This window comes from Pseudomonas sp. GW823-FHT04A03 (assembly GCF_058796615.1).
Map to the genome: position 1 here is coordinate 1,329,615 of NZ_JBXAIV010000001.1, position 26,591 is coordinate 1,356,205.

Annotated in this window: 27 protein-coding genes; 14 read left to right on the top strand and 13 right to left on the bottom strand. The window is 60.7% G+C overall.

Translation table 11 applies throughout. The features are described 5' to 3' along the window. Positions 1-188: 188 nt before the first annotated feature. Positions 189-1,208 (top strand): branched-chain amino acid aminotransferase, encoded by a 1,020-nt coding sequence (locus tag AC1Q9F_RS05725; RefSeq protein WP_011334831.1) that lies wholly within the window; start codon positions 189-191, stop codon positions 1,206-1,208. Positions 1,209-1,260: 52 nt separating this feature from the next. Here AC1Q9F_RS05725 and AC1Q9F_RS05730 read toward each other — a convergent pair whose 3' ends face one another. Further along, complete coding sequence (locus AC1Q9F_RS05730; RefSeq protein WP_492618700.1) at positions 1,261-2,100, bottom strand: TIGR03915 family putative DNA repair protein; 840 nt, start codon at positions 2,098-2,100, stop codon at positions 1,261-1,263. After that, complete coding sequence (locus AC1Q9F_RS05735) at positions 2,097-3,317, bottom strand: putative DNA modification/repair radical SAM protein (RefSeq protein ID WP_492618699.1); 1,221 nt, start codon at positions 3,315-3,317, stop codon at positions 2,097-2,099. Before AC1Q9F_RS05735 ends, AC1Q9F_RS05730 begins: the two co-directional genes overlap by 4 nt. Before the next feature lie 262 nt (positions 3,318-3,579). Here AC1Q9F_RS05735 and AC1Q9F_RS05740 point away from each other — a divergent pair, with 262 nt between their 5' ends. Beyond that, entirely contained in the window at positions 3,580-4,323 is a 744-nt protein-coding gene (locus AC1Q9F_RS05740; protein ID WP_492618698.1) for an SDR family NAD(P)-dependent oxidoreductase, read from the top strand. On the opposite strand, the gene AC1Q9F_RS05745 is transcribed toward AC1Q9F_RS05740, so the two are convergent. Further along, positions 4,320-5,081 carry an ArsR/SmtB family transcription factor gene (locus tag AC1Q9F_RS05745; RefSeq protein ID WP_492618697.1) on the bottom strand — a complete coding sequence of 254 codons (762 nt, stop codon included), beginning with the start codon at positions 5,079-5,081 and terminating at the stop codon, positions 4,320-4,322. The genes AC1Q9F_RS05740 and AC1Q9F_RS05745 overlap by 4 nt on opposite strands. Positions 5,082-5,160: 79 nt before the next feature. Between AC1Q9F_RS05745 and AC1Q9F_RS05750 the strand changes: the two genes are divergently transcribed. After that, entirely contained in the window at positions 5,161-6,261 is a 1,101-nt protein-coding gene (locus AC1Q9F_RS05750) for a cytochrome P450 (RefSeq protein ID WP_492618696.1), read from the top strand. A 19-nt stretch (positions 6,262-6,280) separates the two neighbouring features. On the opposite strand, the gene AC1Q9F_RS05755 is transcribed toward AC1Q9F_RS05750, so the two are convergent. Continuing rightward, positions 6,281-6,595 (bottom strand): helix-turn-helix domain-containing protein, encoded by a 315-nt coding sequence (locus AC1Q9F_RS05755; protein WP_492618695.1) that lies wholly within the window; start codon positions 6,593-6,595, stop codon positions 6,281-6,283. 3 nt (positions 6,596-6,598) lie between these two features. Next, complete coding sequence (locus AC1Q9F_RS05760; protein ID WP_065258430.1) at positions 6,599-6,922, bottom strand: type II toxin-antitoxin system RelE/ParE family toxin; 324 nt, start codon at positions 6,920-6,922, stop codon at positions 6,599-6,601. 584 nt (positions 6,923-7,506) lie between these two features. On the opposite strand from AC1Q9F_RS05760, the gene AC1Q9F_RS05765 reads away from it, so the two are divergent. Both AC1Q9F_RS05765 and AC1Q9F_RS05770 read left to right on the top strand, forming a co-directional pair. Further along, positions 7,507-7,878 (top strand): DUF6124 family protein, encoded by a 372-nt coding sequence (locus AC1Q9F_RS05765; RefSeq protein ID WP_492618694.1) that lies wholly within the window; start codon positions 7,507-7,509, stop codon positions 7,876-7,878. Between the two features lie 9 nt (positions 7,879-7,887). Continuing rightward, entirely contained in the window at positions 7,888-8,169 is a 282-nt protein-coding gene (locus AC1Q9F_RS05770; protein ID WP_085687523.1) for a hypothetical protein, read from the top strand. 85 nt (positions 8,170-8,254) lie between these two features. Here the strand turns inward: AC1Q9F_RS05770 and AC1Q9F_RS05775 are convergent, their stop codons facing one another. Next, positions 8,255-8,593 (bottom strand): FKBP-type peptidyl-prolyl cis-trans isomerase, encoded by a 339-nt coding sequence (locus AC1Q9F_RS05775; protein WP_007952931.1) that lies wholly within the window; start codon positions 8,591-8,593, stop codon positions 8,255-8,257. 160 nt (positions 8,594-8,753) lie between these two features. On the opposite strand from AC1Q9F_RS05775, the gene AC1Q9F_RS05780 reads away from it, so the two are divergent. Beyond that, a complete protein-coding gene (locus AC1Q9F_RS05780; RefSeq protein ID WP_492618693.1) occupies positions 8,754-9,830 on the top strand; it encodes a diguanylate cyclase domain-containing protein in 1,077 nt (358 codons plus the stop codon). A 3-nt stretch (positions 9,831-9,833) separates the two neighbouring features. On the opposite strand, the gene AC1Q9F_RS05785 is transcribed toward AC1Q9F_RS05780, so the two are convergent. Together AC1Q9F_RS05785 and AC1Q9F_RS05790 are read right to left on the bottom strand one after the other, a co-directional pair. Beyond that, a complete protein-coding gene (locus tag AC1Q9F_RS05785) occupies positions 9,834-10,298 on the bottom strand; it encodes a hypothetical protein (protein ID WP_207983165.1) in 465 nt (154 codons plus the stop codon). 100 nt (positions 10,299-10,398) lie between these two features. Next, complete coding sequence (locus AC1Q9F_RS05790) at positions 10,399-10,707, bottom strand: RcnB family protein (protein WP_492618692.1); 309 nt, start codon at positions 10,705-10,707, stop codon at positions 10,399-10,401. A 205-nt stretch (positions 10,708-10,912) separates the two neighbouring features. On the opposite strand from AC1Q9F_RS05790, the gene AC1Q9F_RS05795 reads away from it, so the two are divergent. From AC1Q9F_RS05795 to AC1Q9F_RS05815, 5 genes are all read left to right on the top strand, one after another. Beyond that, complete coding sequence (locus AC1Q9F_RS05795; protein ID WP_115079973.1) at positions 10,913-11,509, top strand: LemA family protein; 597 nt, start codon at positions 10,913-10,915, stop codon at positions 11,507-11,509. Between the two features lie 24 nt (positions 11,510-11,533). Beyond that, on the top strand, positions 11,534-12,583 hold the full coding sequence (locus tag AC1Q9F_RS05800; protein WP_492618691.1) for a M48 family metallopeptidase: 1,050 nt from the start codon (positions 11,534-11,536) through the stop codon (positions 12,581-12,583). Continuing rightward, a complete protein-coding gene (locus AC1Q9F_RS05805; RefSeq protein WP_492618690.1) occupies positions 12,567-14,597 on the top strand; it encodes a M48 family metallopeptidase in 2,031 nt (676 codons plus the stop codon). Before AC1Q9F_RS05800 ends, AC1Q9F_RS05805 begins: the two co-directional genes overlap by 17 nt. Before the next feature lie 153 nt (positions 14,598-14,750). Further along, positions 14,751-16,043: an MFS transporter gene (locus tag AC1Q9F_RS05810; RefSeq protein WP_492618689.1), complete on the top strand. Its 1,293-nt coding sequence runs from the start codon at positions 14,751-14,753 to the stop codon at positions 16,041-16,043. Positions 16,044-16,053: 10 nt separating this feature from the next. Then, positions 16,054-16,824: a substrate-binding domain-containing protein gene (locus AC1Q9F_RS05815; protein ID WP_492618688.1), complete on the top strand. Its 771-nt coding sequence runs from the start codon at positions 16,054-16,056 to the stop codon at positions 16,822-16,824. On the opposite strand, the gene AC1Q9F_RS05820 is transcribed toward AC1Q9F_RS05815, so the two are convergent. Next, entirely contained in the window at positions 16,814-17,728 is a 915-nt protein-coding gene (locus tag AC1Q9F_RS05820; RefSeq protein WP_179694482.1) for a LysR family transcriptional regulator, read from the bottom strand. The two genes, AC1Q9F_RS05815 and AC1Q9F_RS05820, sit on opposite strands and share 11 nt — an antisense overlap. A 163-nt stretch (positions 17,729-17,891) precedes the next feature. Between AC1Q9F_RS05820 and AC1Q9F_RS05825 the strand changes: the two genes are divergently transcribed. Continuing rightward, positions 17,892-19,700, top strand: coding sequence for a monovalent cation:proton antiporter-2 (CPA2) family protein (locus AC1Q9F_RS05825; RefSeq protein WP_007952948.1), 1,809 nt, complete (start codon positions 17,892-17,894; stop codon positions 19,698-19,700). A gap of 139 nt (positions 19,701-19,839) precedes the next feature. Here the strand turns inward: AC1Q9F_RS05825 and hcnC are convergent, their stop codons facing one another. The 4 genes from hcnC to AC1Q9F_RS05845 all read right to left on the bottom strand — a co-directional run bounded on the left by hcnC (position 19,840) and on the right by AC1Q9F_RS05845 (position 24,157). Then, complete coding sequence (gene hcnC / locus AC1Q9F_RS05830) at positions 19,840-21,099, bottom strand: cyanide-forming glycine dehydrogenase subunit HcnC (protein ID WP_492618687.1); 1,260 nt, start codon at positions 21,097-21,099, stop codon at positions 19,840-19,842. After that, positions 21,092-22,501, bottom strand: coding sequence for a cyanide-forming glycine dehydrogenase subunit HcnB (gene hcnB, locus AC1Q9F_RS05835; RefSeq protein ID WP_492618686.1), 1,410 nt, complete (start codon positions 22,499-22,501; stop codon positions 21,092-21,094). The genes hcnC and hcnB overlap by 8 nt, the downstream gene beginning before the upstream one ends. Next, positions 22,498-22,812 (bottom strand): cyanide-forming glycine dehydrogenase subunit HcnA, encoded by a 315-nt coding sequence (gene hcnA, locus AC1Q9F_RS05840; RefSeq protein WP_262195684.1) that lies wholly within the window; start codon positions 22,810-22,812, stop codon positions 22,498-22,500. Before hcnA ends, hcnB begins: the two co-directional genes overlap by 4 nt. A 406-nt stretch (positions 22,813-23,218) precedes the next feature. Then, on the bottom strand, positions 23,219-24,157 hold the full coding sequence (locus tag AC1Q9F_RS05845) for a hypothetical protein (RefSeq protein WP_492618685.1): 939 nt from the start codon (positions 24,155-24,157) through the stop codon (positions 23,219-23,221). A gap of 297 nt (positions 24,158-24,454) precedes the next feature. On the opposite strand from AC1Q9F_RS05845, the gene AC1Q9F_RS05850 reads away from it, so the two are divergent. Together AC1Q9F_RS05850 and AC1Q9F_RS05855 are read left to right on the top strand one after the other, a co-directional pair. Beyond that, positions 24,455-25,138: a response regulator transcription factor gene (locus AC1Q9F_RS05850; protein ID WP_007952956.1), complete on the top strand. Its 684-nt coding sequence runs from the start codon at positions 24,455-24,457 to the stop codon at positions 25,136-25,138. Then, entirely contained in the window at positions 25,116-26,510 is a 1,395-nt protein-coding gene (locus tag AC1Q9F_RS05855; protein WP_492618684.1) for a sensor histidine kinase, read from the top strand. Before AC1Q9F_RS05850 ends, AC1Q9F_RS05855 begins: the two co-directional genes overlap by 23 nt. Positions 26,511-26,591: the final 81 nt, after the last annotated feature.

The window sequence follows — 26,591 nt, forward strand, 5'->3', positions numbered from 1 at the left end:
GCCGAACGCGGAGCGTCCGATGAGGCATTCCCACGCAGAGCGTGGGAACGATCAAGTACGAACTATCTGTATGTCATCCGATAGTCCGGGCTGCGAAACCGCTCAAGAATGAAGTATTGTTGTGCCCATCCAAAAAAACGTCAGAAGCCTTGAACCGCTTCGGCGGTTGTTCAGTGATAGAGGGTGTCATGGGTAACGAAAGCATCAACTGGGACAAGCTGGGTTTTGACTACATCAAGACCGACAAACGCTATCTGTCGTACTTTCGCAATGGCGAGTGGGACAAAGGCACCCTGACCGAAGACAACGTGCTGCACATCAGCGAAGGCTCTACTGCCCTTCACTATGGCCAGCAATGCTTCGAAGGCCTGAAGGCCTATCGTTGCAAGGACGGCTCGATCAACCTGTTCCGTCCGGACCAGAACGCCGCGCGCATGCAGCGCAGCTGCGCCCGCCTGCTGATGCCGCATGTGTCCACCGAGCAGTTCATCGAAGCGTGCAAGGAAGTGGTTCGCGCCAACGAGCGCTTCATCCCGCCTTACGGCACTGGCGGCGCGCTGTACCTGCGTCCGTTCGTGATCGGCGTGGGTGACAACATCGGCGTGCGTACCGCACCTGAGTTCATCTTCTCGGTGTTCGCGATCCCGGTCGGTGCCTACTTCAAGGGCGGTCTGACCCCGCACAACTTCCAGATCTCTACCTTCGACCGCGCCGCGCCACAAGGCACCGGTGCCGCCAAGGTCGGTGGCAACTACGCCGCCAGCCTGATGCCGGGCTCCCAGGCCAAGAAAGCGCACTTCGCTGACGCCATCTACCTGGATCCACTGACCCACAAGAAAATCGAAGAAGTCGGTTCGGCCAACTTCTTCGGGATCACCCACGACAACAAGTTCGTGACCCCGAACTCGCCATCGGTACTGCCGGGCATCACCCGCCTGTCGCTGATCGAACTGGCCAAGTCCCGTCTGGGCCTGGAAGTGGTCGAAGGCGACGTGTTCATCGACAAGCTGTCGGACTTCAAAGAAGCCGGTGCTTGCGGTACTGCGGCGGTGATCACCCCGATCGGCGGCATTAGCTACAACGACCACCTGCACGTGTTCCACAGCGAGACCGAAGTCGGCCCTGTGACCCAGAAGCTCTACAAAGAGCTGACCGGCGTGCAGACCGGCGACGTCGAAGCGCCAGCCGGCTGGATCGTCAAGGTTTGATCTGACGGCCAGATGCACAAAAGCCCCCATCGAGTGATCGATGGGGGCTTTTTCATTCGCCTCGCTCGCTGGCCTTCATGGCAATCCGTTTGCCCGCGCGACCGGCAATCCCGCTCGCCTGTCCGTTCTGCTGCTTGCCCATTCGTGCCTGGGTAATCAATCCGGGAATCAACTCTCCCTCCGGCAGGTTCTTCCAGAACCGCGTCGGCAAATGTCCCTGCATGACTTTTTCGTTCAACCGCGCCGGGTTGAAGATGTGGCTGTAATACGTCAGCCATAAGTCACCGTGGGGATCGTCGACGTTCTGCGCCAGTTGCTGCCATTCCACCGGGCATTGCCTTTGATGGATCAGTTGTTCGCCATCGTAATAAACCCCGTCGCGGGGTGTGGCGATCAGCCAACGATGCCGGCCCATGCGCCCGATGAAGTGTTCGCTGGCGCTGTGCAGAATGTCGTGGGCCGGTTCGTGCCACGCGACGTATTGCGGGCCCGGCAGCTCTGACGGGCGCTCGACGAAACGCACGAACGCATGCAAATGATGGGCTTCGCGCTGCACCTGCTTGATCCGCCGCTGCAACTCGCTGCCCAGTTTGTCGCCGGACATCATTGCGGTGCGGTCGCCGTGGCTGACCCGCCACAGCACTTCATACAGTAGACTCCAGCGTTGATCGCCACGGTAGCGTGACGCTTGTTCCAGGGTGTCGAGCAACGCACGCGGGATGCGCGCCTGAAATAGCCCCTGCCCTTCGGGAACCGACACATCACTGGCAAACAGATCACTCACCCCTTCCGACGCCCAGCTCACCAGACTCGGATCGATTTCATGGCTGAGCAGCCACCGCGCCTGTTGGCGCCAGGTGTCGAACAGATCGTCACAGTCGAGATTGATCATCCCCACAACCCCATCTGTTGCGGCATCGGTCGGTCGCGCAACTGCTGATAGAGCATCTGGCTGGTGACCTCGGCCTGCTGTGGGTGGTAATCGCTGGTGATGATGAACGGCTTGGCCTTGGCCAACACACAGCGCATGCGCGCCACGTCTTCGTAGCGAATGCGCCGCTGCCGGCGCAACTCCACCAGACGTTCGGTGGTGCGCAGGCCGATGCCGGGGATGCGTGAGATCAACGCCGGTTCGGCGCGATTGAGGTCCAGCGGAAACACCTCGCGATTCTGCAGCGCCCAGGCCAGTTTCGGGTCGATGTCCAACGCCAGATTGCCCGGCCCCGTGAGCAACTCACCAGCGGTATAGCCATAACCGCGCAACAGAAAATCCGCCTGATACAACCGGTGCTCGCGCATCAACGGCGGCGCGGCCAGTGGCACGCTTTTAGGGCTATCGGGAATCGGGCTGAACGCCGAGTAATAGACCCGGCGCAGGCGGAAGTCGCCGTAGAGCGCCTGCGCGCTGTGCAGGATGGTGCTGTCATCAGTGTCATCGGCACCCACAATCATTTGCGTGCTCTGCCCGGCCGGGGCGAACTTTGGTGCGCGGGGTTCGTTGAGCACGGTCTGCACGCCGGTGTAGATGGTGTTCATCGCCTGCTTGATCGAACCGATGTGCTTCTCCGGCGCGAGGGTTTGCAAGCTGGCATCGGTGGGCAATTCGATGTTGACGCTCAAGCGGTCGGCATAACGCCCGGCCTCTTCGATCAGTGCGGGATCCGCATCGGGAATGGTCTTGAGATGAATGTAGCCACGGAACTCATGCTCTTCACGCAGCAGCTTCGCGACACGCACCAGTTGCTCCATGGTGTAGTCCGCCGAACGAATGATCCCCGAGCTGAGAAACAACCCGCTGACGCAATTGCGCCGGTAGAAATCCAGCGTCAGCGTCACCACTTCCTCGGGCGTGAAGCGCGCACGCGGCACGTCGCTGGAGCGGCGGTTGACGCAATATTGGCAGTCGTAGAGGCAGAAATTGGTCAGCAAAACCTTGAGCAGCGACACGCACCGCCCGTCCGGCGTGTAGCTGTGGCAGATGCCCATGCCATCGGTCGAACCCAGCCCGCTCTTGCCCTCGGAACTGCGCTTGGGCGCGCCACTGCTGGCGCAGGAGGCGTCGTACTTGGCGGCGTCGGCGAGGATGCTGAGCTTGTCGATGATTTGCATGGCAGGGACTCGATACTGTTCGCATATACAGTATAGAGAGCGATTGGCTCACACAAGGCGCAATGCAGCTCTTCGTCGGAATGTCGCGCGGCAACGGTAAGGTCAATTTGACTCGGATGAAGTCAGATTGACTCGAATCCACAAGCGTCATAATGACTCTCAAACCTGTGCAGCCCTTGATATTTAAGGCTGCCCGGCATGGCCCGAAAATTGACTGACTCCTGACAGCCATTTGGCTGAAGACCAAAAACGGGAGTCGAACATGGGACAAGTTTTTCAGGGCAAGCTTGCCGTCATCACCGGTGCCAGTTCGGGCATAGGCCTGGCCGCTACGGAGCGCCTGCTCAATCAAGGCGCACGCGTGTTGGCCATGTCGCGAAAGCTCGGCGGGCTGGCCGAACTGCTTGAGCGGTATCCGCAGCAACTGGTCTGGCAACCCGGCGATGTCACTCATGCCTCCGACCTGAACGCTTTCGCCGAACAGGCTGCACGCCTCGGTCCGGTGAATTTCGTAGTACCTAACGCCGGTATTGCGGAGCTCGCTGACGGGCTCGACAGCTCGGCGTTCGATCGCCAATGGGCAGTGAACGGCGCCGGTGCCCTGAACACGTTGGCCGCCCTGCGCCCGCACCTTGCAGACAAGGCGTCAGTGGTGTTCATCGGTACCTTTCTGGCCCAAATCAGTTTCGCGGGACTGGCTGCCTACATCGCGTCAAAAGCGGCATTGATCGCCTATGCCCGAACCCTTGCGGTCGAGCTGGCGCCCCACGGCGTGCGCATCAATTGCGTCTCCCCCGGCCCGACCGCAACGCCGATCTGGTCAACATTGGGCCTGAGTGACGAAGCGCTCGGGGACGTGGCCCAAGGCGTCAACAAACGACTATTGGGCGGACAATTCCTCGAACCTGCGGCAGTGGCCGACGTCATTCTTTTCCAGTTGGGCAATGGCGCACGCGGCGTCATCGGTCAGGACTGGGTAGTCGATAGCGGCTACACCTTGAGCTAACGCGCATGCAACGATCCCGGCGTGGGATCCGTCAGCCGGCGACCTGACGAATCCCGCCCGGACTCGGGCAAAACCAGACCCCAGCGCGACGCAAATTCTCGGCGCCCGTGCACCGTCAACGTCAGCGCCCGACTGTCCAGATCCTGCGTCACCCATTTGCGCTTCAACGCAGCCTGCAATAACGCCGCCCCGAGCGAACCGCCCAGATGCGGCCGACGCATGCTCCAATCCAGACACGGGCAGGCAAAGCGGCGGCGCATCGTCGACAAATCCTTGACCTCAATGCCCAGCCCTTCAAACAACGCCTCCCCGCTGTCACTGAGGCGATAAACCTGCTCGTCGGTTTCTACCAGCCATCCCGCTTCAAGCAAGCGGTCATGCAACAACACCGCAAGCGTCCCGGCCATATGGTCGTAGCAGGTTCGGGCGAATTGCAGGCGATCCGGCGTGTGCGGTTTGAAGGTCGGCGCGGGGTTCTGGCCGATTACCATCAGCGCCTCCAGCGCCTGGGCCACGCGCTTGTCGGCGAGGCTGTAATAACGGTGGCGGCCCTGCACGTGCAGGCGCACCAGCGCCAAATCCTTGAGCTTGGCCAGGTGCGCACTGGCGGTCGAGGCGCTGACGTCGGCGAGGGTCGCCAGCTCCGTGGCGGTGCGGGCGTGGCCGTCCATCAGCGAGCACAGCATTTTGGTTCGCGCCGGTTCCGCGATGGCGGCGGCCACTTGCGAGACGCCGATGTCTTGGTGTTCTGCGTGCATATTTCGCTCCCGGACGAATCATCGCCCTCAAGGACTGGAGATAGTAGCAACACTTTCCCCACCGACAAGGTTGCGATCCATGGACCCGATCATCGCTGCGACTCACGCCGATCCCTACCCCTATTACGCCGAACTGCGCGCGGCGGGCGGGCTGACTTTTCATCACGGACTGAAACTGTGGGTCGCCAGCACCGCCCGGGCGGTTTGCGCGGTGCTGGCGCATCCGGATTGCCGGGTGCGCCCGGTGCAGGAACCGGTGCCCAAGGCCATCGTCGATGGCATGGCGGGCAAGGTGTTTGGCCTTTTGATGCGTATGAATGACGGCGAAGCTCAGCGCTGCCCGCGTTCGGCTATTGAGCCGTCGTTGGGGCTGTTTGATCGGGAAGAAATCAGCGCTCTGGTGTCCGCGCGGCTGATAACGAACGATGCCGACGGCCTCTATAAAGCAATGTTTCGCGGCCCGGTGTGCGTGGTTGCATCGCTGCTCGGATTCACCCCGGCACAGGCGCGGGTCATCAGTGAACTGACGGCGGACTTCGCGGCGTGCCTGTCGCCGCTGAGCAATGACCTGCAACTGGCGGCAGCCCATCGGGCGGCGGAGCAATTGCGCGGATACTTCATCGAATTGCTGGCGGATCCGACCCCGTTTCTCGCCGACATCCAACAGCGTTTTGTCGGCGATGAGGACGTGCTGCTCGCCAACCTGATCGGCCTCTGTTCGCAGACATTCGAGGCCACCGCCGGGCTTATCGGCAATGCGTTGGTGGCTTTACAGCGTCAGCCTGAGTTACGCGCGGCGTCAGTGGATTCGTTGCTCGCTGAAGTCCAACGCTTCGATCCATCGGTACAGAACACCCGACGATTTGTGGCGAACAGCTGTGAAATCGACGGCGTGCGGCTGGAAGCAGGCGACGTGATTCTGGTGTTGCTGGCCTCGGCCAATCGCGACCCGGCACTCAATGAAAACCCGGATCGCTTTATGCCGGATCGCCCGAATCGCCGCAGCTTCACGTTCGGCAGCGGTCGGCATCAATGTCCCGGACAGATGCTGGCGATGACGATCGCAAGCGCCACGCTTTCTGAAATCCTTGCCCACGACATTGATCCGAGACGATTCGCATGGCACTACCGGCCTTCGCTGAATGGGAGAATTCCGATGTTCAGCGAGATGCAGACTTAAGCACTGCAGCAATCAATCATCAGGTGGCCCATTCCAGGGACCCAGGCAACTGGAAACAGAGGTCTACTTCCAGTTTTGCGGCGGCCGACAGATTGACAAGCGCATCCAGCGAGAACTTGTCGATTTTGCCGTTGAGTACGTCATTGAGGCGCGGCTGAGTGATGCCGAGACGCTTGGCCGCCTCTTTCTGGGGAAGCTCCCATGCACGAATGGTTTCGCAAAGCGTGCGCATCAGCTTGGCCCGCAGACGCATGTTGGCCGCCTCTTGCGGTGTGTCTTCCAGCGCGTCCCAGATGCTTGAGAAACGCTGGGACGGGTTTTGATGATCCTTCATGGTTTAACCTATTTCCTGGTATCTGGCGCGTGCCAGTTCTATGTCTCGCGTCTCGGTTTTGCGGGTGGTCTTTTGCAGGGCGTGCAACACGTAAATCGCGTCAGGCCGGTTGACCACGTAAAACACTCGAAACGCTCCTGAATCCTCGGTGATTCTGATTTCATTGACGCCCCGTCCGACGGTTTTCATGGGGCGCCAGTCGAAGGGTTCGTCACCCTGCTGCAACAGATCCAATTGGAATCCTGCAGCTCTGCGAGCATCGAGGGGAAAAGCTCTCAGATCCTTGAGCGCACTCCCGACAAATACCACGTCCTTGTGTCTTGGCATTGGCTTCTCCTGTGTTGGAAGGAAAAGCGTAATAGCCCGGACGGAATCGTGTAGCGGAGGTGTGTTGCAAGGAATGGCAGCGATCACATACCAGCAGACTATATCGAAACCGATATAAATCAAGTTTGAATTGGCTTATCTGACATTTGGTATCACAAAGCAGAAATTCGCGAGCCAGCACACCTGATAAGCCGACGCAGAACCCTTGTGGGAGCGAGCTTGCTCGCGATGGCGGACTGAAAAATGAAGCATCATTTTGCCGTCATCCGAGAGGCTACATCGCCTTGCGCCTTTGCCTACAACTACGCCAGAATCCGCCGGCTTGTGCGGTTTTGAGGGCGTCGGTAACTTGATTCGCATCACTGAATGGTCAGTGAACGGGTTTAGTCGCTCGATGATTTCTCAAAACTTTACATGTGCTCCAGACAGTCAGGTGACCTTCATCTGCACTCTATGGCGGCTGTGTGCAGGGCACCCTCGGGTGCGCCGGTTTTGGGAAGTCGCCGGTCGACTAACCTGCGTACAGCTGCCACCTATTCGTTTAGTCGCGAGGTGGTGTCGGCATCACTTTGAGGCTTTCCCGAATGTTCAAATACGTTCCCGATCCACCCGAAACAGACGTACCCAACGAGTCCGACCCGACTTCGCCCTACTCCTCCACCGACTCAAAAAAACTCCACGAAGCCGCCGAGCGCGCCCTCGACCATTACCTGAAACCCACCGCCCCGAAACAACACTGCCCCGGCCGCATGTTCCTCGTCGCACCCGACCTGGATCAGCACGCCCTGCTGACCCACGCCTGCGAATCGATGACTTCGGCCAACGTGATGCTCAGCGACTTCGCCGCGCTGCTGGACCCGCCCTACCGCAGCACAGTGCTGGGCATCGCCCAAGTGGTGATGTGTGGCGAACTGGCGGTGAACCGGGCGCTGGACACTCTCGATGCCACGACCTGAGGAACACCCATGGAAAGCAAATCCGATGCACACATCGTCGCCGCCCTGATCTCCATCGGCCTCAACGAGAAAGACAGCCAATGGGCCCAAAAGGCCTGTCTGCTACTGCTCGAGAGCGAACGAAAATCCATCGTCAGCGCCGCACTCACCGCCCTCGCCCAACTCGCCCGTGACCATGGCGAACTGGACCGCAACCGCTTGCTGCCGGCACTCACCAGCGTAAAACGCAGATTTCCAAGCCTGACCGGCACGGTAGCCGCGACGCTGGATGAGATGGCGATGGCTGCGTAACACCTAGGGCACAAGGCAAGAAAAAACCCGCTGCCTCCGTGAAGGGAGACAGCGGGTTTTATGACTTCAGCGATGAAACGGGCAATCAATCCTCCCGCGTCAAAACCTCAAGCAACTCAATCTCGAACACCAGATTCGAATTCGGCGGAATCTTGCCCATCGTGCGCTCGCCGTAACCCAAATGCGCCGGCACCAGCAGTTTGCGCTTGCCGCCAACCTGCATCCCCATAATCCCCTGATCCCATCCCTTGATAACCCGGCCCGTGCCGATCACGCACTGAAACGGCTTGCCCCTGCTCCAGGACGAATCGAATTCGGTGCCGTCTTCCAGCCAACCGGTGTATTGGGTGGTGATCAACGCGCCTTTGACGGCGGCTTTTCCGTCACCGGGCTGAAGATCGATTATCTGCAGTTCATCATTCATAACATTCGCTCTATTGTTCCGCTGGCCGCCGTTTTCCCAGAAATGCCGGCCATTGGCAACCGTTTGACCCAAGGTTGCCGCTGTTTCCGGCGTTGGCCGTGAATTAAGATAGCGACACGCCATCACTCCCGGATCGATACGCCATGTCAGCGACGCTTGAATGACTCAACTCTGGATCAGCTTCGCCATTGTCGTTGTGCTGATGGTCGTGATCGCCGCTCTGATCCGCCGAGTGCGCGCACTTCGTCAGCAACTCGCCGAGTATCGCGAACTGCTCACCCGCGCCGCCGAGGGCCAGAACATCCGTCAGGATGGCGATGCCGACCGTTTCAAGCGCAGCCAGTATTTCGCCCGGATCGGCACCTGGGACTGGGAAGTCGACACTGACCGGCTCTACTGGTCGGACGCGATCTTCGGCATGTTCGGGTTCAAGATCGGCGAAGTGACGCCCTCCTACGCTCTGTTCTGTTCCTGCGTACACCCCGACGACCGCGCCCGTGTGCGCGCCGGGGAATTGCGATGTCTTGAGACCGGCGAAAACCACGATGAGGAATACCGCGTGGTCTGGCCCGATGGCACGATTCGCTGGCTGCGGGAAACCGGCAATGTGGTGCGCAACGATCACGACGCGGTGATCAAGATGATGGGCGTGGTACGCGACATCACCGAAGAAAAGGCCTCGGCCAGCTACCTCCAGCACCTCGCTCATTTCGACCCGCTGACCGGCCTGCCGAATCGGCTGGTGCTGGAAGAACGGCTATCGGAAGCACTGGAACATGCGCGCGCGACCGAGACGCGGGTGGCGCTGGTGTTCATCGATCTCAACGGTTTCAAAGCGATCAACGACCGCTACGGTCACGCCGCCGGCGACCGCGTGTTGATCACCACTGCCACGCGCCTGAAACGCATCCTGCGGGTCAGCGACACCGTCGCGCGGATCGGCGGCGACGAATTCGTGGTCATCTTGCAAGGCCTCGCCCCCGGCCTGAACCTGCAGGACGAAGCGCGCAGCATCTGCCAGAAAATCTTCATCGAACTGTCCCCGCCAATCCCCATCGGCAACGAACAACGCCACATCGGCACCAGCCTCGGCGTCGCCGTATTCCCGGACCACGCACCGACCATGGATCGTTTGCTGCACATTGCGGATCTGGCGATGTATGAGGCCAAGCGCAGTGGGAACAATCAGTATCGATTGGGCGGCGGGCAGGCGCTGAGTCATGGCCGGGCTGATTGAATTTCAGCGCTCGGGCGTACCGAATACAACGCCATTGAAGGTATGCGTGCAGCACTGGCAGTCGGGCGTCATGTCTTCGGCTTTCAGGGCGGGATTGACGATTTGCAGGCGCTTCTGTTCATCGACATACAAGCCATTGAAGTAACTCGACTCACCGAGCCGCACTATTTCTTTCCGGTCACCTTCAAGCACAGCGACCATCCAGAACACCGGCTCCTGCCGATCCAGCCGCGACACGGCCTCACTGAAAATCTCGTCCCAATCACCGCCGACACGCGACAGCAAAAAGCGAAACAAGGGCGTGTAATCGAAGCCACGGTGCTGGATCCCGTGCATCGAGCCGCGTGTAGCCTCGCTGTGAATTTCAGCCTTGGTGTTTCGCTGATACCGGTAATGCCCGCCGGGATTGTTGCGGCGGACGTTATGGGTGGTCGTGTTTTCTTTGCGGTAAAGGGGTTTCTTTTCCAACCTAGTGCTCCTGACATCCAGTCACTCGAAACGCCCCTCGCGTTTTACCGGAACGGCGCTCGAATGCAATCGACCGTCCATGGCCAATTGTTGCTTGAGGTCAGCGCTCCACCGGCTGAATCGCCACAATCGTCCCGTTGGTAATCATCACCATCACGTACTTGTCATTGATCTGCACCCACTGCGCCTGCGGCTCCGGTTGCTTGAGGCCTTTCTGTTTCCAGTTGGTCAGGGCTTTTTCGCTGCGCTGATAAATGTCCGGGGCGCGGTCGTTGACTTGCAGTTCGCGGCCGTCGATGGGGGAATGTTCGACGGTGCTGTTCGAGGTTTGCGCCGCTTGAACGAGAGGGCTGATCCCGGCGATGCCGGCGACGAGGGCCAGGCTGGCGATTAGGGTCTTGTTGTTCATCGGTGAACCTCCTGAAATGTGTGATACCTGAACTCCGACTGCGGGGCTCTGGAATCATTCCTTGTTTTTTGATGAAGCTGAATCGGAGATTGTAGTCGCGCCCCGGAACACGATCCGGGCTCGTCTGCCACCGGGCGAATACAGTCAACGACATCCATTTGCGATAAGATCGCGCGCCCCCCACAGAGTGAACAAGGACATCACCGTGAAAATCTATCTCATCGTCAATCTGGTGTTGCTGGCGCTGCTGGGGCTCTACGCTGTCAGTCTCTTCAACAAGCTTGTTGCCCGGCGCAACGAGATCAAGAACGCATTTGCCCAGGTCGAAGTGCAGCTCAAGCGCCGCTATGACCTGATCCCCAATCTGGTCAGCATCGCCAAGGGTTATCTGGCCCATGAGCGCGAAACCCTTGAAGCGGTGATCGCCGCGCGCAATGCCGCCGTGGCCGGACTTGAGGCTGCACAGGCGAAACCGGGCAGCGCTCAGAACATCGCGCACTTGGGGTTGGCAGACAGCGCACTCAGCAGCGCGGTGGGTCGATTGAACCTGACGCTGGAGGCGTATCCGGAACTCAAGGCCTCGCAGAACATGCAACAACTGAGCGAAGAGCTGAGCAGCACCGAAAACAAGGTGAGCTTCGCGCGTCAAGCGTTCAACGACGCGGTGATGGCCTACAACACGCTCAAGCAGAGCTTTCCGGCGGTGTTGCTGGCGGCCAGTTTTGGCCATCGCGAGGATGCGGTTCCGTTGAAGTTTGCCGATACGCTGGCCATCAAGACCGCGCCCAACGTTTCTTTCTGATTGCTGCTCTCCATGGATGGCCCGATGAACTTTTTTGAACGACAGACCCAGGCCCGAAACCAGACGCAACGGCTGGTGTTCATGATGATTCTGGCGATTGTCATGCTGATCGGGATGACCAGCCTGCCCTTCGTCTTCAATGGTTTTGAGGATTACCTGAGCGGCACTGGCACGCTGACGGACGCGTTTCTGGCAATGGCCGTTATCGCATCGTTCATCAGCAGCATCGTGGTGATTGGCGGGCTGCTGAAATATCGGCAGCTGCGCGCGGGCGGCAAGGTCGTCGCGGAGAAACTGGGTGGCCGCCTGCTCAATGGCAATGTGCGAACCCTGGACGAGCAGCGGTTGATGAACGTCGTCGAAGAAATGGCGATTGCCTCCGGCACCCGCGTGCCAGCGGTGTATCTGTTGCCGGATGAAAGCATCAACGCCTTCGCGGCTGGATTTAAGCCAGAGGACGCGGCCATTGGTGTGACCCGTGGCGCGGTGAAGCTGCTGACCCGAGAAGAACTGCAAGGGGTGATCGCCCACGAATTCAGCCACATCTTCAACGGTGACATGCGCCTCAACACGCAACTGGTGGCAGTGGTGCACGGCCTGTTGGTGCTGGGGCTGGCTGGCACTTACATACTGGCCAGCCTGCTCAAGCGCGACAAACGCGACGTGCGCCTGATGCTGGTGGTTTTTGCGCTCGGTTTCGCGCTGTGCGTGGCCGGATTTATCGGAAATCTCTATGGGAATTTGATCAAGGCGGCTGTCAGTCGCCAGCGTGAATTCCTCGCCGATGCGAGCGCGGTGCAGTACACGCGCAATCCGCAAAGCATTGTCGGCGCCCTGAAAAAAATCGGCGCCCATAAACAAGGCTCCGTCATCAACTCCCCCCGTGCCGCCGAATTCAGTCATTTGTTCTTCAGCACAGGAGGATCAGGTTGGCTGAGCCGGATGTTTGCGACCCACCCTGATCTGAGCGTGCGGATTCGTCGAATAGATCCGCAGTGGGACGGGAGCTTTACGACAGTGGCTGCATCGAGCACTCCTGATCAGGCGGTAAAAGCCGTTGTCGCGTCCACCTGAAGACGGCCTGAGCAGTTTATTCCAACCCCAGCCAACGGATGGCCCAATGAATTTTTTTGAACAACAGCGCCAGGCAAAACGCCGTACAGTGCTGCTCGTGATTTTGATGTTTTTTGCAGTACTGAGCCTGATCCTCGTTTCCTGCGTGCTGATGACCATTCCGGTCGAGGATGGTAATGGCAAGGTCCTGCTGGATCTGGAACTGGACAGGCGACTGTTCTCGATTGTTTCAGCTGTCGTGATCAGCATCGTGCTACTGGCCAGCCTGTCCAAACATTCAGAGTTGTCTGCAGGCGGCAAGGTGATTGCGCGGCGTCTGGGCGGCCGTCTGATCAACCACAGTGCGCAAACTCTGGAAGAACGTCGTTTACTCAATGTCGTCGAGGAAATGGCCCTCGCCTCCGGCACCGTAGTCCCTTCGGTGTACTTGCTTCCGGATCTGGGCATCAATGCGTTCGCCGCCGGACTTACACCGCAGGACGCCGTGATCGGGGTGACGCAAGGCGCGATCAACCTGCTGACCCGTGAAGAGCTGCAAGGTGTGATCGCCCATGAGTTCAGCCACATTTATAACGGCGACATGCGCCTGAATACGCGACTGGTGGCCATCGTCCACGGCATTCTGGTTCTTGGCCTGACGGGCAGCTACATCCTGCGGGGCATGGATAACGTTCGCAAAACACCGGCCGAGCGCAGCCGGTTTGTCGCGTTGCCGATGCTGTTCGGTTTCGTGTTGTGTGTCGTGGGATTGGCAGGCACGTTCTTCGGCAATCTGATCAAGGCTGCGATCGGTCGACAACGCGAGTTTCTGGCCGACGCCACAGCCGTGCAATACACCCGCAACCCACAAAGCATTGCCGGTGCGCTGAAAAAAATTGGCGGCTATCCATTGGGAGCGTCGATCAATTCCGCGCACGCCGCTGAATTCAGCCACCTGTATTTCGGCTCGAGCACTTCGTCGATGGGCGACGGTTTGATGGCGAGCCATCCGGATCTGAGCGAGCGAATTCGCCGGGTCGATGCAGAGTGGGATGGCACTTTCACAAAAATAGCGGCGCCCGTGCAACCCCATACAGAACCTGTGCCGGCAACCCCGGTGACCGATGCGTTCAGCGATGTACCGACGGACGCAATGGCTGTTCTCTACGATGTAAACGCCCTCCAGGGTTCAATCGAAACCATTGGCACGCCGCAATCCGCACACCTTGATCAAGCTCGCAAGATGCTGCGAGACATCGCGCAGCCGCTCAAAACCGCGGCCCACAGCCCGGAGGGAGCCCAAGCCATCGTGTATGGTTTGCTGCTGTCACGTCTGCCCTCCCTGCAGGCCGTGCAACTGGATTTACTCCAGTCGGAAATCGACGACAACGTATTCAACACCCTGAGTCTGCTGCGTGAACCGCTGTCGACACTTAACCCTGGACTGCGATTGCCGCTGATCGATCTGGCGATTCCCTGCTTGAAAGAGCTGGGTAAAAAGCCGCTTGCAGCCATGAAGCGCAACCTGAATCTGCTGGTCGAGGCGGACAACGAAACTGAATTGCTGGAGTGGACGCTGCTGCGCATCATCGAACGCAATGTCGAGGGGGCAACGCCTGTGCAATTCAAGTTCGGCCTGTTCCAATGCGCCGAAGAACTGATGGTGCTATTGCATGCATTGACCCGCGCCGGACAGGAAAACCCTCAAGCGGCAGCACAGGCGCTTGAACATGCCTGGAACGGTTTGCCGTTCGAGCAGCCGCAAGAGGTGCGCCCTGAGCTGGAAGATCTGGCCGGACTGGAAAGCGCAATCAAACGCCTGCGTCATCTCATGCCGGAAGAGCGTCCCGCCCTGCTCGATGCCATGACTCGCTGCGTGTTGCACGATGGCGTCATCACGGTGGCTGAAGCAGAACTTTTCCGCGCTCTGGCAGATTTGCTTGATTGTCCATTGCCGCCGTTGCTGGCTACAGGACAAGTACACGATGCGCGAACGCAAACACCGGTAGCCGCAGCGGCGGATGCCGTTCTCTGAACAAGACATGCGAAGGATTGATCCACTTCCAACATCAATCCATGCCAACTATGCAATTAACAGATCGATCCCCCTGCGCCACTATCCGCCCCAATAAGAACCGTGCGCCGCCTCCCCGTCGCGCACGTCATAAAAGCGGTGGAGTATTTTTCGATGACAGCCTCAATCCCACACGGCGGCTCGCGGGCCGGCGCCATTTTCCGGGTGACCTCGGGTAACTTCCTCGAACAGTTCGACTTCTTTCTGTTCGGTTTCTATGCCACGCAGATCGCGGCGGTGTTCTTTCCGGCGAGCAGTGAGTTCGCTTCCCTGATGATGACGTTCGCGGTGTTCGGCGCAGGCTTTTTGATGCGTCCGCTGGGGGCCATTGTGCTCGGTGCGTACATCGATGACGTCGGGCGTCGCAAAGGTTTGATCGTTACTCTGTCGATCATGGCCAGCGGCACGATTTTGATTGTGCTGGTGCCCGGATACGAAACCATCGGTCTGTTCGCCCCCGCGCTGGTGCTGGTCGGGCGCTTGCTGCAAGGCTTCTCGGCCGGTGCTGAACTGGGCGGCGTTTCGGTGTATCTCTCGGAGATCGCAACACCGGGCCGTAAAGGCTTCTTCACGGCCTGGCAGTCGGCCAGCCAACAGGTTGCGATCATCGTTGCCGCGGCGCTGGGCTTTGCCTTGAACCAGTGGATGGCGCCCGACGTGGTCGCCGATTGGGGCTGGCGGATTCCGTTTTTCGTCGGCTGCATGATCGTGCCATTCATCTTTATCCTGCGTCGTAACTTGGCGGAAACCGAAGAATTCGCCGCTCGCAAACATCGCCCGAGCATGAAGGAAGTGTTCCGTACCCTCGGCCAGAACTGGGTCGTGGTGCTGGGCGGGATGTTGATGGTTGCCCTGACCACCACCGCGTTCTATTTGATCACCGTGTACGCGCCGACCTTCGGCAAAACCGTGCTGCACCTGAGCACGTCGGATGCGTTGCTGGTGACTCTGCTGGTGGGTGTTTCCAACTTCTTCTGGCTGCCGATTGGCGGCGCGTTGTCCGATCGTGTCGGCCGGCGTCCGGTGTTGATCGCCATGTCGTTGCTGGCCCTGGCCACCACGTATCCGGCGTTGTCGTATCTGGTGCAGGCGCCAAGCTTCAGCCACATGCTGCTGTCGCTGTTGTGGCTGTCGTTTATCTACGGCCTGTACAACGGCGCGATGATTCCGGCGCTGACCGAGATCATGCCGGTGGAAGTGCGAGTAGCCGGTTTCTCCCTCGCCTATAGCCTCGCGACGGCGGTGTTCGGCGGCTTCACCCCGGCGATGTCGACTTTCCTGATCCAGTACACCGGCGACAAGGCCGCGCCGGGTTACTGGATGAGCGTCGGCGCGCTGTGTGCGTTGTGCGCGACGCTGTATCTGTATCGCCGCGCGGGCGGTCGTCTGCAACCTGTCGCTGCCTGAGGAGAGCACCATGAAAAAACTGATGACCCTTACCGCCCTCCTCGCCGGCCTCGCGTTCAACGTTGTGGCCCAGGCCGAAGAACTGCGGGTGATGACCTCCGGCGGCTTCACTGCCGCCTACAAAATCCTCGGCCCAAAATTCGCCGCGCACAGCGGCAACACGCTCGATACCACCCTCGGCCCGTCGATGGGCAAGGCCCCGGAAGCAATCCCCAATCGCCTCGCCCGTGGCGAACAGGCTGACGTGGTGATCATGGTCGGCTACGCCCTCGACGATCTGATCAAACAAGGCAAGGTCGACCCGGCTTCGCGAGTTGAGTTAGCGGATTCGCGGATCGGTCTGGTGGTGCGCGAAGGCGCGCCGAAACCGGATATCAGCAACGTCGACGCCCTGAAGAAAACCCTGCTCGACGCCCAGTCGGTGGCCTACTCCGACAGCGCCAGCGGCGTGTACTTCGAGCAGCAACTGTTCAAGAAACTCGGCATCGAAGATCAGTTGAAACCAAAGGCGAAGATGATCCCGAAAATCCCGGTGGGCTCAGTGGTCGCGACCGGCGACTATCAGCTGGGCTTCCAGCAGGTCAGCGAATTGCTGCCGGTGCCGGGGGTGAGTTTTGTGGCGAAGATTCCGGAATCGGTGCAGTCGGTGACGCGGTTTGCTGCGGGGATTCCGGTGGGTGCGCAGCATCCGCAGGAGGCCAAGGCGTTGCTCGCTTATCTGGCCGCGCCTGCCGCCCAGCCTGACGTGCAGGCCACCGGGCTGGATTCGGTCAAGCGCTGACCGTCGGCGGCTGGACCTTCATTTCCACCACCAGCCGCTCCAGCTCCAGTGCCGCCGGGGTCAGCGTACGACCCCGGCGTTTGATGATGCCGACGCTGCGCATCACTTGCGGGTCAGTCAGCGGCACCCGCGTCAGAATCGGATGATCCGCCGCCGGCATCGCCATCAGCGGCACCGCCGCCACACCCAACCCCGCTTCCACCAGACCGATCATGGTCGTCACATGCCGCGTCTCGCAGATGCTCGGGCGCTGCGGCACCACTTTGGCCAGCGCCTGATCCAGTAAAAAACGGTTGCCCGAGGTCTTGTCGAGGGAGATGTAATCCTGCCGGTAGAACTCGTCCCAGGTCACGCTGCTGCGCCCGGCCAGCGGATGATCGCGGCGACAGGCGACCACGTAACTCTCCTGCACCAGCGGCTCGAAATCCACGCCCGCCTCTTGGGTGCCCATGAAACTCAGACCGAAATCCGCCTCGCCGTTGACCACCGCGCTCAGCACGTCGTGGGCGCTGGAATCGAGGACTTTGACTTTGATTCGCGGGAACTGCCGGTGATAGCGGGCGACCACGCTCGGCATGAAGTAGTACGCCGCCGACGGCACGCAAGCGACCGTGACATGGCCGAGCCGGTTCGAGGCGACTTCGCTGATGCCCAGCAATGCCACGTCCAGATCGTCCAGCAAACGTTCGACGCTGGGCATGAAACCGCGTCCGGCCTGGGTCAGGCTGACCTTGCGCGTGGTGCGTTCGAACAGCTTCACGCCGAGGGCGTCTTCGAGCTTTTCGATGCGCCGGCTCAGGGCCGGTTGCGACAGGCGCACGGTGTCGGCGGCCTTGCGGAAACTGCCCTGCTCGACCACGGCGCGAAAGGCTTGCAGGTCGTTGAGGTCGAAGTTGATGGCCATTAAAGACTCGAGGGAATTGATTCGCTGAGGCTATAAATGTAACCAATTGATGCAAATTATTACAGAAGCACATCTGCTCAAGCAGCCGGTGCGGTAGATCTGCAATCATTTCAGCCTTTATCCTTGTCGCCCCCCGCCGTACCGCGTTACTGGAGTTCCGCTCATGCCCCATGAAGGCAATCTGTTGCAAGCCGCCGTCGTCTTTCTCCTGGCCGCCGTGCTTACCGTTCCCCTGGCCAAGCGCCTGCAACTGGGCGCGGTGCTCGGTTACCTGTTTGCCGGGGTGATCATCGGCCCGTCGGTGCTGGGCCTGATCGGTAATCCGCAAAGCGTCAGCCATATCTCGGAGCTGGGCGTGGTGCTGCTGTTGTTCATCATCGGTCTGGAGCTGTCGCCGCGACGTTTGTGGGTGATGCGCAAATCGGTGTTTGGCGTGGGTCTGGCGCAGGTGCTGCTGACCGGTTCGGTGATTGGTGTGCTGGCGCTGTCGGTGTTCGGCCAGCCGCTGAACAGCGCGATTGTCTTGGGCCTGGGACTGGCGCTGTCGTCCACCGCGTTCGGCTTGCAAAGTCTCGCCGAGCGCAAGGAACTGACCAGCCCCCACGGTCGTCTGGCGTTTGCGATTCTGCTGTTTCAGGACATCGCCGCGATCCCGCTGATCGCGCTGGTGCCGATGCTCGCGGGCGTCGATCACCACACCAGCACCGCCGACGACGTGCGCCACAGTTTGCAGGTGCTCGGCGGTATTGCGGTGGTGGTGGTCGGCGGGCGTTATCTGTTGCGTCCGGTGTTCCGCGTGGTGGCGAAAACCGGTCTGCCGGAAGTCTCTACCGCCACCGCGTTGCTGGTGGTGATCGGCACGGCGTGGCTGATGGACATGGTCGGTGTGTCGATGGCACTGGGCGCATTTCTTGCCGGGTTGCTGCTGGCGGATTCTGAATATCGCCATGAGCTGGAAGCGCAGATCGAACCGTTCAAAGGTCTGCTGCTCGGGCTGTTTTTCATCAGCGTCGGCATGGGCGCCAACCTCAGTCTGCTGCTCAGTGCGCCGATCACGGTGCTGGGACTGACGCTGTTGTTGATTGCCCTGAAGTTGCCGCTGCTGTTTGTGGTCGGGCGTCTGGCCGGCGGGTTGAACAAAGTCAGCGCGATTCGCCTCGGCATCGTGCTGGCGGCGGGTGGTGAATTCGCGTTTGTGGTGTTCAAGATTGGTCGCGATCAGGGCCTGTTCGAACCGCGTCTGTATGACTTGCTGGTGTTGACCATCACCCTGTCGATGGCGGTCACGCCGTTGTTGCTGCTGATCTGCGCACGATTGGTCAGCCCGAAAGTGCAGCCGGTGGAGGTGCCGGAGAAATTCCGCCAGATCGAAACCGAAACCCCACGGGTGGTGATCGCCGGCATGGGCCGGATGGGCCAGATCGTGGCGCGGATCCTGCGGGCGCAGAACATCAAATTCGTGGCGCTGGACACCTCGGTGGAAACCATCGAACTGTCGCGCAGTTTTGGTGGTGTGCCGGTGTTCTACGGTGATCCGATGCGTCCGGAAATCCTCAGCGCGGCCAAGGTCGGTGAGGCGGAATATTTCGTGATTGCCACGGATGATCCGGAAACCAACATCAAGACCGCCGAGATTGTGCGCAAGCTCTACCCGCACATGAAGATCATCGCCCGGGCGCGTAACCGGCAGCACGTTCATCGTCTGGTGGATGTCGGCGCCGATCCGATCCGGGAGACCTATTACTCAAGCCTGGAAATGAGCCGTCGCACCCTGGTTGGCCTCGGCTTGACCCAGGCCCAGGCCGATGCGCGGATCAAGCGCTTCAAGCACCATGACGAACAGGTGCTCGAGGCTCAACACGCGGTGTACGACGACGCGGCCAAAGTGCTGCAGACCGCCCAGGAAGCACGGGCGGAACTGGCCCGGTTGTTCGAGTCGGATCAACTGGAAGAACAATCGGGCAAGTCCTGAGTTCTTGCCGATCGTTCCCACGCTCCGCGTGGGAATGCCTCAAGGGACGCTCCGCGTTCCAGCTCTGGAAGGGACGCCGAGCGTCCCGGGCTGCATTCCCACGCAGAGCGTGGGAACGATCAAGTGGGAGCCAGCAGGCTCAGGCGATCTCCAGCTCCCTCTCTTCTTTGGCCGGCACCACTTCAAACCGGTCCGCCAGAAACGGCGTGATGTCCAGCGGCAGCGGTTCATCGTTGACCAGTTTGTCCAGCAACACCCCGGTGATCGCCGACGTCAGCACCCCGGTGCGGAAATGCCCGCAGGCGTTCAGGTACCCCTCCACCCCGGCCATCGGCCCGAGAATCGGCAACTCATCCGGCGAGCCCGGCCGCAGCCCGGCCCAGGTGCGCTTGAGGTTGATGTCCGCCAGTTCCGGCAGGCAGCGCACGGCGCCCTGCACCAGTCCGGCGATTTCCGGCCAGGTGGTGCTGACGTCGAAGCCCTTGTCCTCGGTGGTGCTGCCGATCAGGATCTCGCCGTTGTCCTTCTGCGCCATGTAGCAATCGCTGGTGGTCAGGCAACCGTTGAGGATTTTCGGCAGGCGCTCGGTCAACAGAATCTGGCCTTTCACCGGTTTCACCGGAATCCGGATACCCGTGGCCCACTCGCTCAAGTCCGCCGCCCAGGCGCCAGCGGCGTTGATCAGGGTCTTGCAGTGAAACACCCCGGCTTCGGCCGTTTGCGCACCGGTCACCCGCGAGCCGTGATGCAGCACGCCGGTGATGTTGGTGTTGACGTACATGTCCACGCCATTTTGCCGGGCACCTTCGGTATAGGCGTCGGCCAGGCGGAACGGGCTGACCTGATGGTCGCAGAGAAACTCCAGCGCCCCGCGAGCCTCATGACTGACACTCGGCTCGGACTCACGCAGTGCAGCCTGATCCAGCCAGCGCACTTGGTCAGCCAGGTGCGGAATACAGCCGACGATGTGCTCGGCGTACAACCGGTCTTCATCGTCATAGATCACAAATTTGAGCCCGGTCTTTTCGAACTTGAAATCCATCCCGTGGTTGTCGCGCAACTCGCGGTGCAGCGCCGGGTACAGAGCGTTGGACTGCAAGGCAAAATCGAAGAACGACGGCGGCAGGATGTGCGGCGTGCTGGAGTCCACCGCCACCGCCGCGCCCTGGGTTTCGCGCTTGCGGTTGGCCGACATCATGCGGAAGAAAATCACCCCGCAACCCAGCCCCACCGACTCACCAATCGCCCACAAGCCACCGGCCGAGGCGCGGGTCGCGTTGCCCGGACGCTTGGCGTCGATCAGCGCGACCTTGAGGCCTTTGCGCTTGGACAATTGATAGGCGATGGACGCGCCAATCACACCGCCGCCGGCGATGACCACGTCATAGAACTTACTCATGGGAAACGGCCTCCGTGCCGAGGGACTGGAACGCGGAAAAGGGAATCGGATCGATCGGGAAACGCGGCCGCAACCAGCCGACATCCTTGCGCCCGGTAGCCTGTCGCAAGCGGTCGCTGCAATAGCCGACGCACATCCGCCCCTGACAGTCGCCCATGCTCACGCGGGTGCGCATTTTCAGGCTGGCGATGTCTTGCACGCCCTGCTCCAGCGCGCGGTCGATGTCGGCGCGGGTCGCGTGTTCGCAGCGGCAGATCACCGTGTCGGCCGCCGGCAACGCGGTTTGCCCGACGCCGCGTTCGGTGTAGCGATCCACCGCCGCACGGAAACGCACGATGGCTTTGAGTTTGCCCAGGTAACGGTCGCGACGGACGCGCGCCAGCTCCTCTTCGAGCACACCGCGTTGCAGCAGGATCGAGGTCGCCGCGATCTTGCCGGCCAGCATCGCCGCTTCGCCGCCGCGAATCCCGCCCATATCACCGGCCAGATGCACGTGGGGCTCGTTGCTTTGCTGCCAGATGTTGGCGTTGGCGCGCAGGTAACCGTCGTCGCTGAAGCCGTGATCCAGGCCCATCTGCTGACTCAGTTGCGTGCGCGGAATGAAGCCGTAGCCGACCGCGAGGGTCTTCGCCTCGAAGCGTTCGACGCGGCTCATGTCCGGCTCCCACGTTGCCGAGTACGGTGCCACGCTGACGCTTTTCAGTTCGCCTTCGCCGTGCGCTTCGACCACGCCCCAGCCGTAGTTCATCGGGATGCCGTGCAGTTTCAGATACGCGAGCATGCTCAAGCCATCGAGAAACAGCTGCGGCTTGTTCAACAGCGCCAGACTTTCCTTGGCGATCTTGCCAAATGCGCAGGCCTCATAGACGCCGGCCACGCTCACGCCCGACGCGTGCAGCTGGGTTGCCACCAGCGGCAGCAACGGTCCGGTGCCGGCGATCACCACCGGGCCCTGCGGTTTGACCACGCCGCTTTTGATCTGCAATTGCAGACCGCCGAGCATAATCACGCCGGGCAAGGTCCAGCCGGGAAACGGCACGCTGCGTTCGTGGCAACCGGCGGCCAGCAGCAACTGCGGGTATTCGATTTCGTGCAGACGCTCGTCGCCGTCCAGCACCACCAGCGAGCGCGTGCCTTCGGCGCCAACCACGCGGTGGTTGAGGCGCACGTCGATCAGCCCGGACTGCTCCTGAAAATCACCGTGCAGTTTGCCCAGCGCCTCGGAATAGCGCGGCCCCAGATAATCCAGCTGCACACCGTCGCGCAGCGGCCCGCGATAGACCACGCCACCAAGACGCGAGGCCTCTTCGAGCAAAGTGCAACGCACCCCGTGCAGGGCCAGTTCGATGGCCGCGGCCATTCCCGCCGGGCCACCGCCGACGATCACCGGATGCTGGCTCATACCACCTCCTGCCCATGAATACGGTTGGCCTGGGTTTCGATCAGCATGCCCTCGCGCACCACGGTCTGGCAGGCGCGGCGCTTGTGCCGGCCGTTGATTTTCACCAGGCAGCACTGGCACACGCCCATGCCGCAATAGGCACCGCTGACCTGGTTGTGATCGTTGCGCGCGACCTGGCGCACGCCGAGGGACTGAATGACGCTGAGCACGGTTTCGCCGATGGCGGCGGTGACCGGCTGGCCGTTGATGTGGACAGTCATATCCGCCTGCGCCAAAGGCTGGATATCGAAGGTTCTTTCTAGGCAGTGCATTGCAATGATCATCCGTGAAAAGTTCAAGTGAGGTTGAAACAGCTCCTTGCTGCACTACACCTCGCCGGCTCGTGGGGGTTATCGCTCTCTATCGGGCCGGCAGGTTGGTTCCGCTCGCGCAGCAAAGTGCGCGCAAGCAATGTAGTCGATCCAGCGGCAAGGGCCTGGAAATTTCACGGTAGGGGATATTGCGCCGACGAATATTGATCCAGGCCATGGAAATGACTGGTCAGTTCTGTGCCCTCGGCCGCGTGCAGAAAGCAAAAAGCCGCTTCAACCCGAAGGTGGAAGCGGCCAAGGCATGTGCCTCAAGGAATCAGTGCACGAACAGGGCGATCAGGATGATGATCGGGATTGGAACGCCGAGGAAAAACAGCAGTAGTGAGCGCATGGTGGTTCTCCTTGATTAACGGACTGGCGGCAGCGTGGTCGTGGTGTAGGTTTCGACTTCGACGTACTCGACCGCATCCCGGCGGCGACCGCCGAAGGTGGCCGAGAGGCTGGCGAAGAACGCACCGGCCAGCAACGCGATGAACATCCACAACGAAGTCCAGGCGGCGACTTTGGCGGCGGTGTCGGCGGCTTGTTGCGCTTTCACTTTTGCGTCGGCGATTGCCTTCTGGGTGCGGGCGTAGATTTCATCGACCCGACGTTCGGCGTCGGCCTGGGTCAGGTTGGTACGCTGGGCGACCAGTTGGGCGAGGTAGGTGCGGTCTTCTGCGCTGAGCTGACCGTTGGCCAGGCTCTGGGCGAAGATCCGGGTCACGGTGCCACGGGCGGCGTCATCGCTGACGGCAGCGGGACGGTCATCGCGGAACAGGCTGTCGACGAAGTAGCCGTACTGATCGCTGTCAGTGTTGGCCGCTGTGGTACCGGCTGCCTGGGTCATCGCACTGGCTGCGCCACCGGCGACACTTGCGCCGGCCTGCACACCACCGCTGACGATGCTGCTGACCGAGCCGACCACCAGCGTCGCGGTGACCAATGTCGCCACACACCAGGCGAGGAAGCCATGGGCGGTGTCGCGGAAATACACCTCGTCACCGTGCATGTTGGCCCATTTCACCCGCAGGCGACCGGCGATGTAGCCACCCAGTCCCGAGGCGATGATTTGTGTGGCGGCCAGCCAGATGATCGTTGAAATGCCCAGGCCCTTGGCGCTGACGCCCTCCCCGGCCCACGGTGAAACAGCGGAAAAGCCCAGACCGAAACCGAGCAGGACCAGAATCAACGACAGCGCCGCAGCGGCTGCGGCCCCAGCGAAGATCGCGCCCCAAGAGACTCCTGAGACGTTGCTCGACTCGCCTTCGAAGGCAGGATAAAACCCATCTGAGGATCTATTCATTGTTGTTCTGCTCCCGGCATGAAAAATGGTGTTACAACTCGTCATCAGATGAATTGCAGTGACCGTGCCAGTCGCCAACATTAAATAAATCGTTTGGATTCAACAGCTTAAAAAGACTGAACTTCCTAGGACCATGCAATTTGCAACAACGGGTCGATAACAGCGGGTTTTATGCATTGGCACAAAAGCCCGGCCGTAGCTTTTGTATCCGCTACAACATGAAAGTTAATTTAAAGCGCCCGCGCAAAATCTTGGCAAAATGCTGCCATTGCGTTTGAACAGACCAGCAGGCCCACCATGACTCGCATCCTGACCATCGAAGACGACGCCGTGACCGCCCGGGAAATTGTCGCCGAACTGAGCAGCCACGGCCTCGACGTGGACTGGGTCGACAACGGCCGTGAAGGCCTGGACCGCGCTGTCAGCGGCAACTACGACCTGATCACCCTCGACCGCATGCTGCCGGAGCTTGATGGCCTGGCCATCGTCACCACCCTGCGCACCATGGGCGTGGCGACGCCGATCCTGATGATCAGCGCCCTCTCCGATGTCGACGAGCGCGTGCGCGGATTGCGCGCCGGCGGCGATGACTACCTGACCAAACCGTTCGCCACCGATGAAATGGCCGCCCGGGTCGAAGTGTTGCTGCGTCGGCAGAACAGCAACGGCGCCCAGCCGACCACGTTGCAGGTGGCGGATCTGCAACTTGATCTGATCAGCCACGAAGCCCGCCGCGCAGAGCAGGTGCTGACGCTGCTGCCGACCGAGTACAAGTTGCTGGAATTCCTGATGCGCAACAGCGGCCAGATCCTGTCGCGGATGATGATTTTCGAAGAGGTCTGGGGTTATCACTTCGACCCCGGCACCAACCTGATCGATGTGCACATCGGTCGCCTGCGCAAGAAGATCGACCCGCCGGGCAATGTCCCGCTGATCCGCACGGTGCGAGGCTCGGGTTATGTCATTGCCGAACCCGTCTGACGGTTGGCGTTCCTCCAGCAGCCGCTTGCTGGCGCTGTACAGTTCGTTGTTCGTGGCCTGGAGTGCGATCCTCATGGGGGTCATGTACTTCGAGGTTTCCGGTTATCTCGACAATTTGGCCAAGCACTCGCTGATGCAACGTCAGCATCTGTTTTCGCACTTTCGCGGCGATCAGCTGGAAGACGCGCTCGCCGCCAGCATGACTTTCGACATTCGCGGCATCGACGCCTACGGCCTGTTTGATGCCCAGCACCGCTACCTCGGCGGCGCGTTGCAGAAAATCCCCGAGGGCCTGCCGCTGGACGGCAAGATCCACATGCTCAGCGAATGCGCCGACTCCGACGACCCGACCCTGCCCAACGACAGCTGCGACGCGGTAGCCACTCCGACCCGCGACGGCCGCTGGCTGGTGTTGGTGCGCGACAACGGCTCGCTGTTCGCGGTGACGAAGATCATTCTGCATGCCTTGCTCTGGGGCGTGTCGCTGACGATTGTGCCGGGGATCATCGGCTGGCATTTGCTGCGTCGACGACCGCTGCGGCGGATCCGGGCGATCCAGGCCAGCGCCCAGTCGATTGTCGCCGGCGACCTGACCCATCGTTTGCCGCTGTCCAATCGCCGCGATGAGCTGGACATGCTCGCCGCCATCGTCAACGCCATGCTCGATCGCATCGAGCGCTTGATGAATGAAGTCAAAGGCGTGTGCGACAACATCGCCCATGACCTGCGCACCCCGCTGACCCGTTTGCGCGCGCAGTTGTATCGCATGCAACAACAGGCCGGCGAAGGCTCGCCGGAAGCGGCGCAACTGGATCTGGTGCTGGCCGAGGCCGATACGCTGATGGCGCGGTTTCGCGGGTTGCTGAGGATTTCCGAACTGGAAGATCGTCAGCGACGTTCGGGGTTTGTCGAGCTCGATCCGGTGTTGTTGCTGCAGGAATTGCACGAGTTCTATCTGCCGCTGGCCGAAGACGACGAGCTGCGTTTCGAGCTGAACATGCCGGAAACCCTGCCGATGCTGAACGGTGATCGGGCGTTGCTGTTTGAAGCGCTGGCGAACCTGTTGAGCAACTCGATCAAGTTCACCCCGGCCGGTGGCACGGTGGTGTTGCGCGGGGTCAATGATGCGGGGCATACGCGGATCGAAGTGCACGACTCCGGGCCCGGCATTCCCGAGTCGGAACGGGAAGCGGTGTTCCAGCGGTTCTACCGCGCCGAGGGCGGGCAACTGCAGAATGGTTTTGGCCTGGGACTGTCGATCGTCGCGGCGATCGTCAACCTGCATGGGTTCAGTCTTGAGGTGGGACGCAGCGATCTGGGCGGGGCGAAGCTGGTGCTGGATTGTCGGCAGAGTCTGATTTCACAGTCTTGAGATAGATCGTTCCCACGCTCTGCGTGGGAATGCCTCAAGGGACGCTCCGCGTTCCAGCTCTGGAAGGGACGCGGAGCGTCC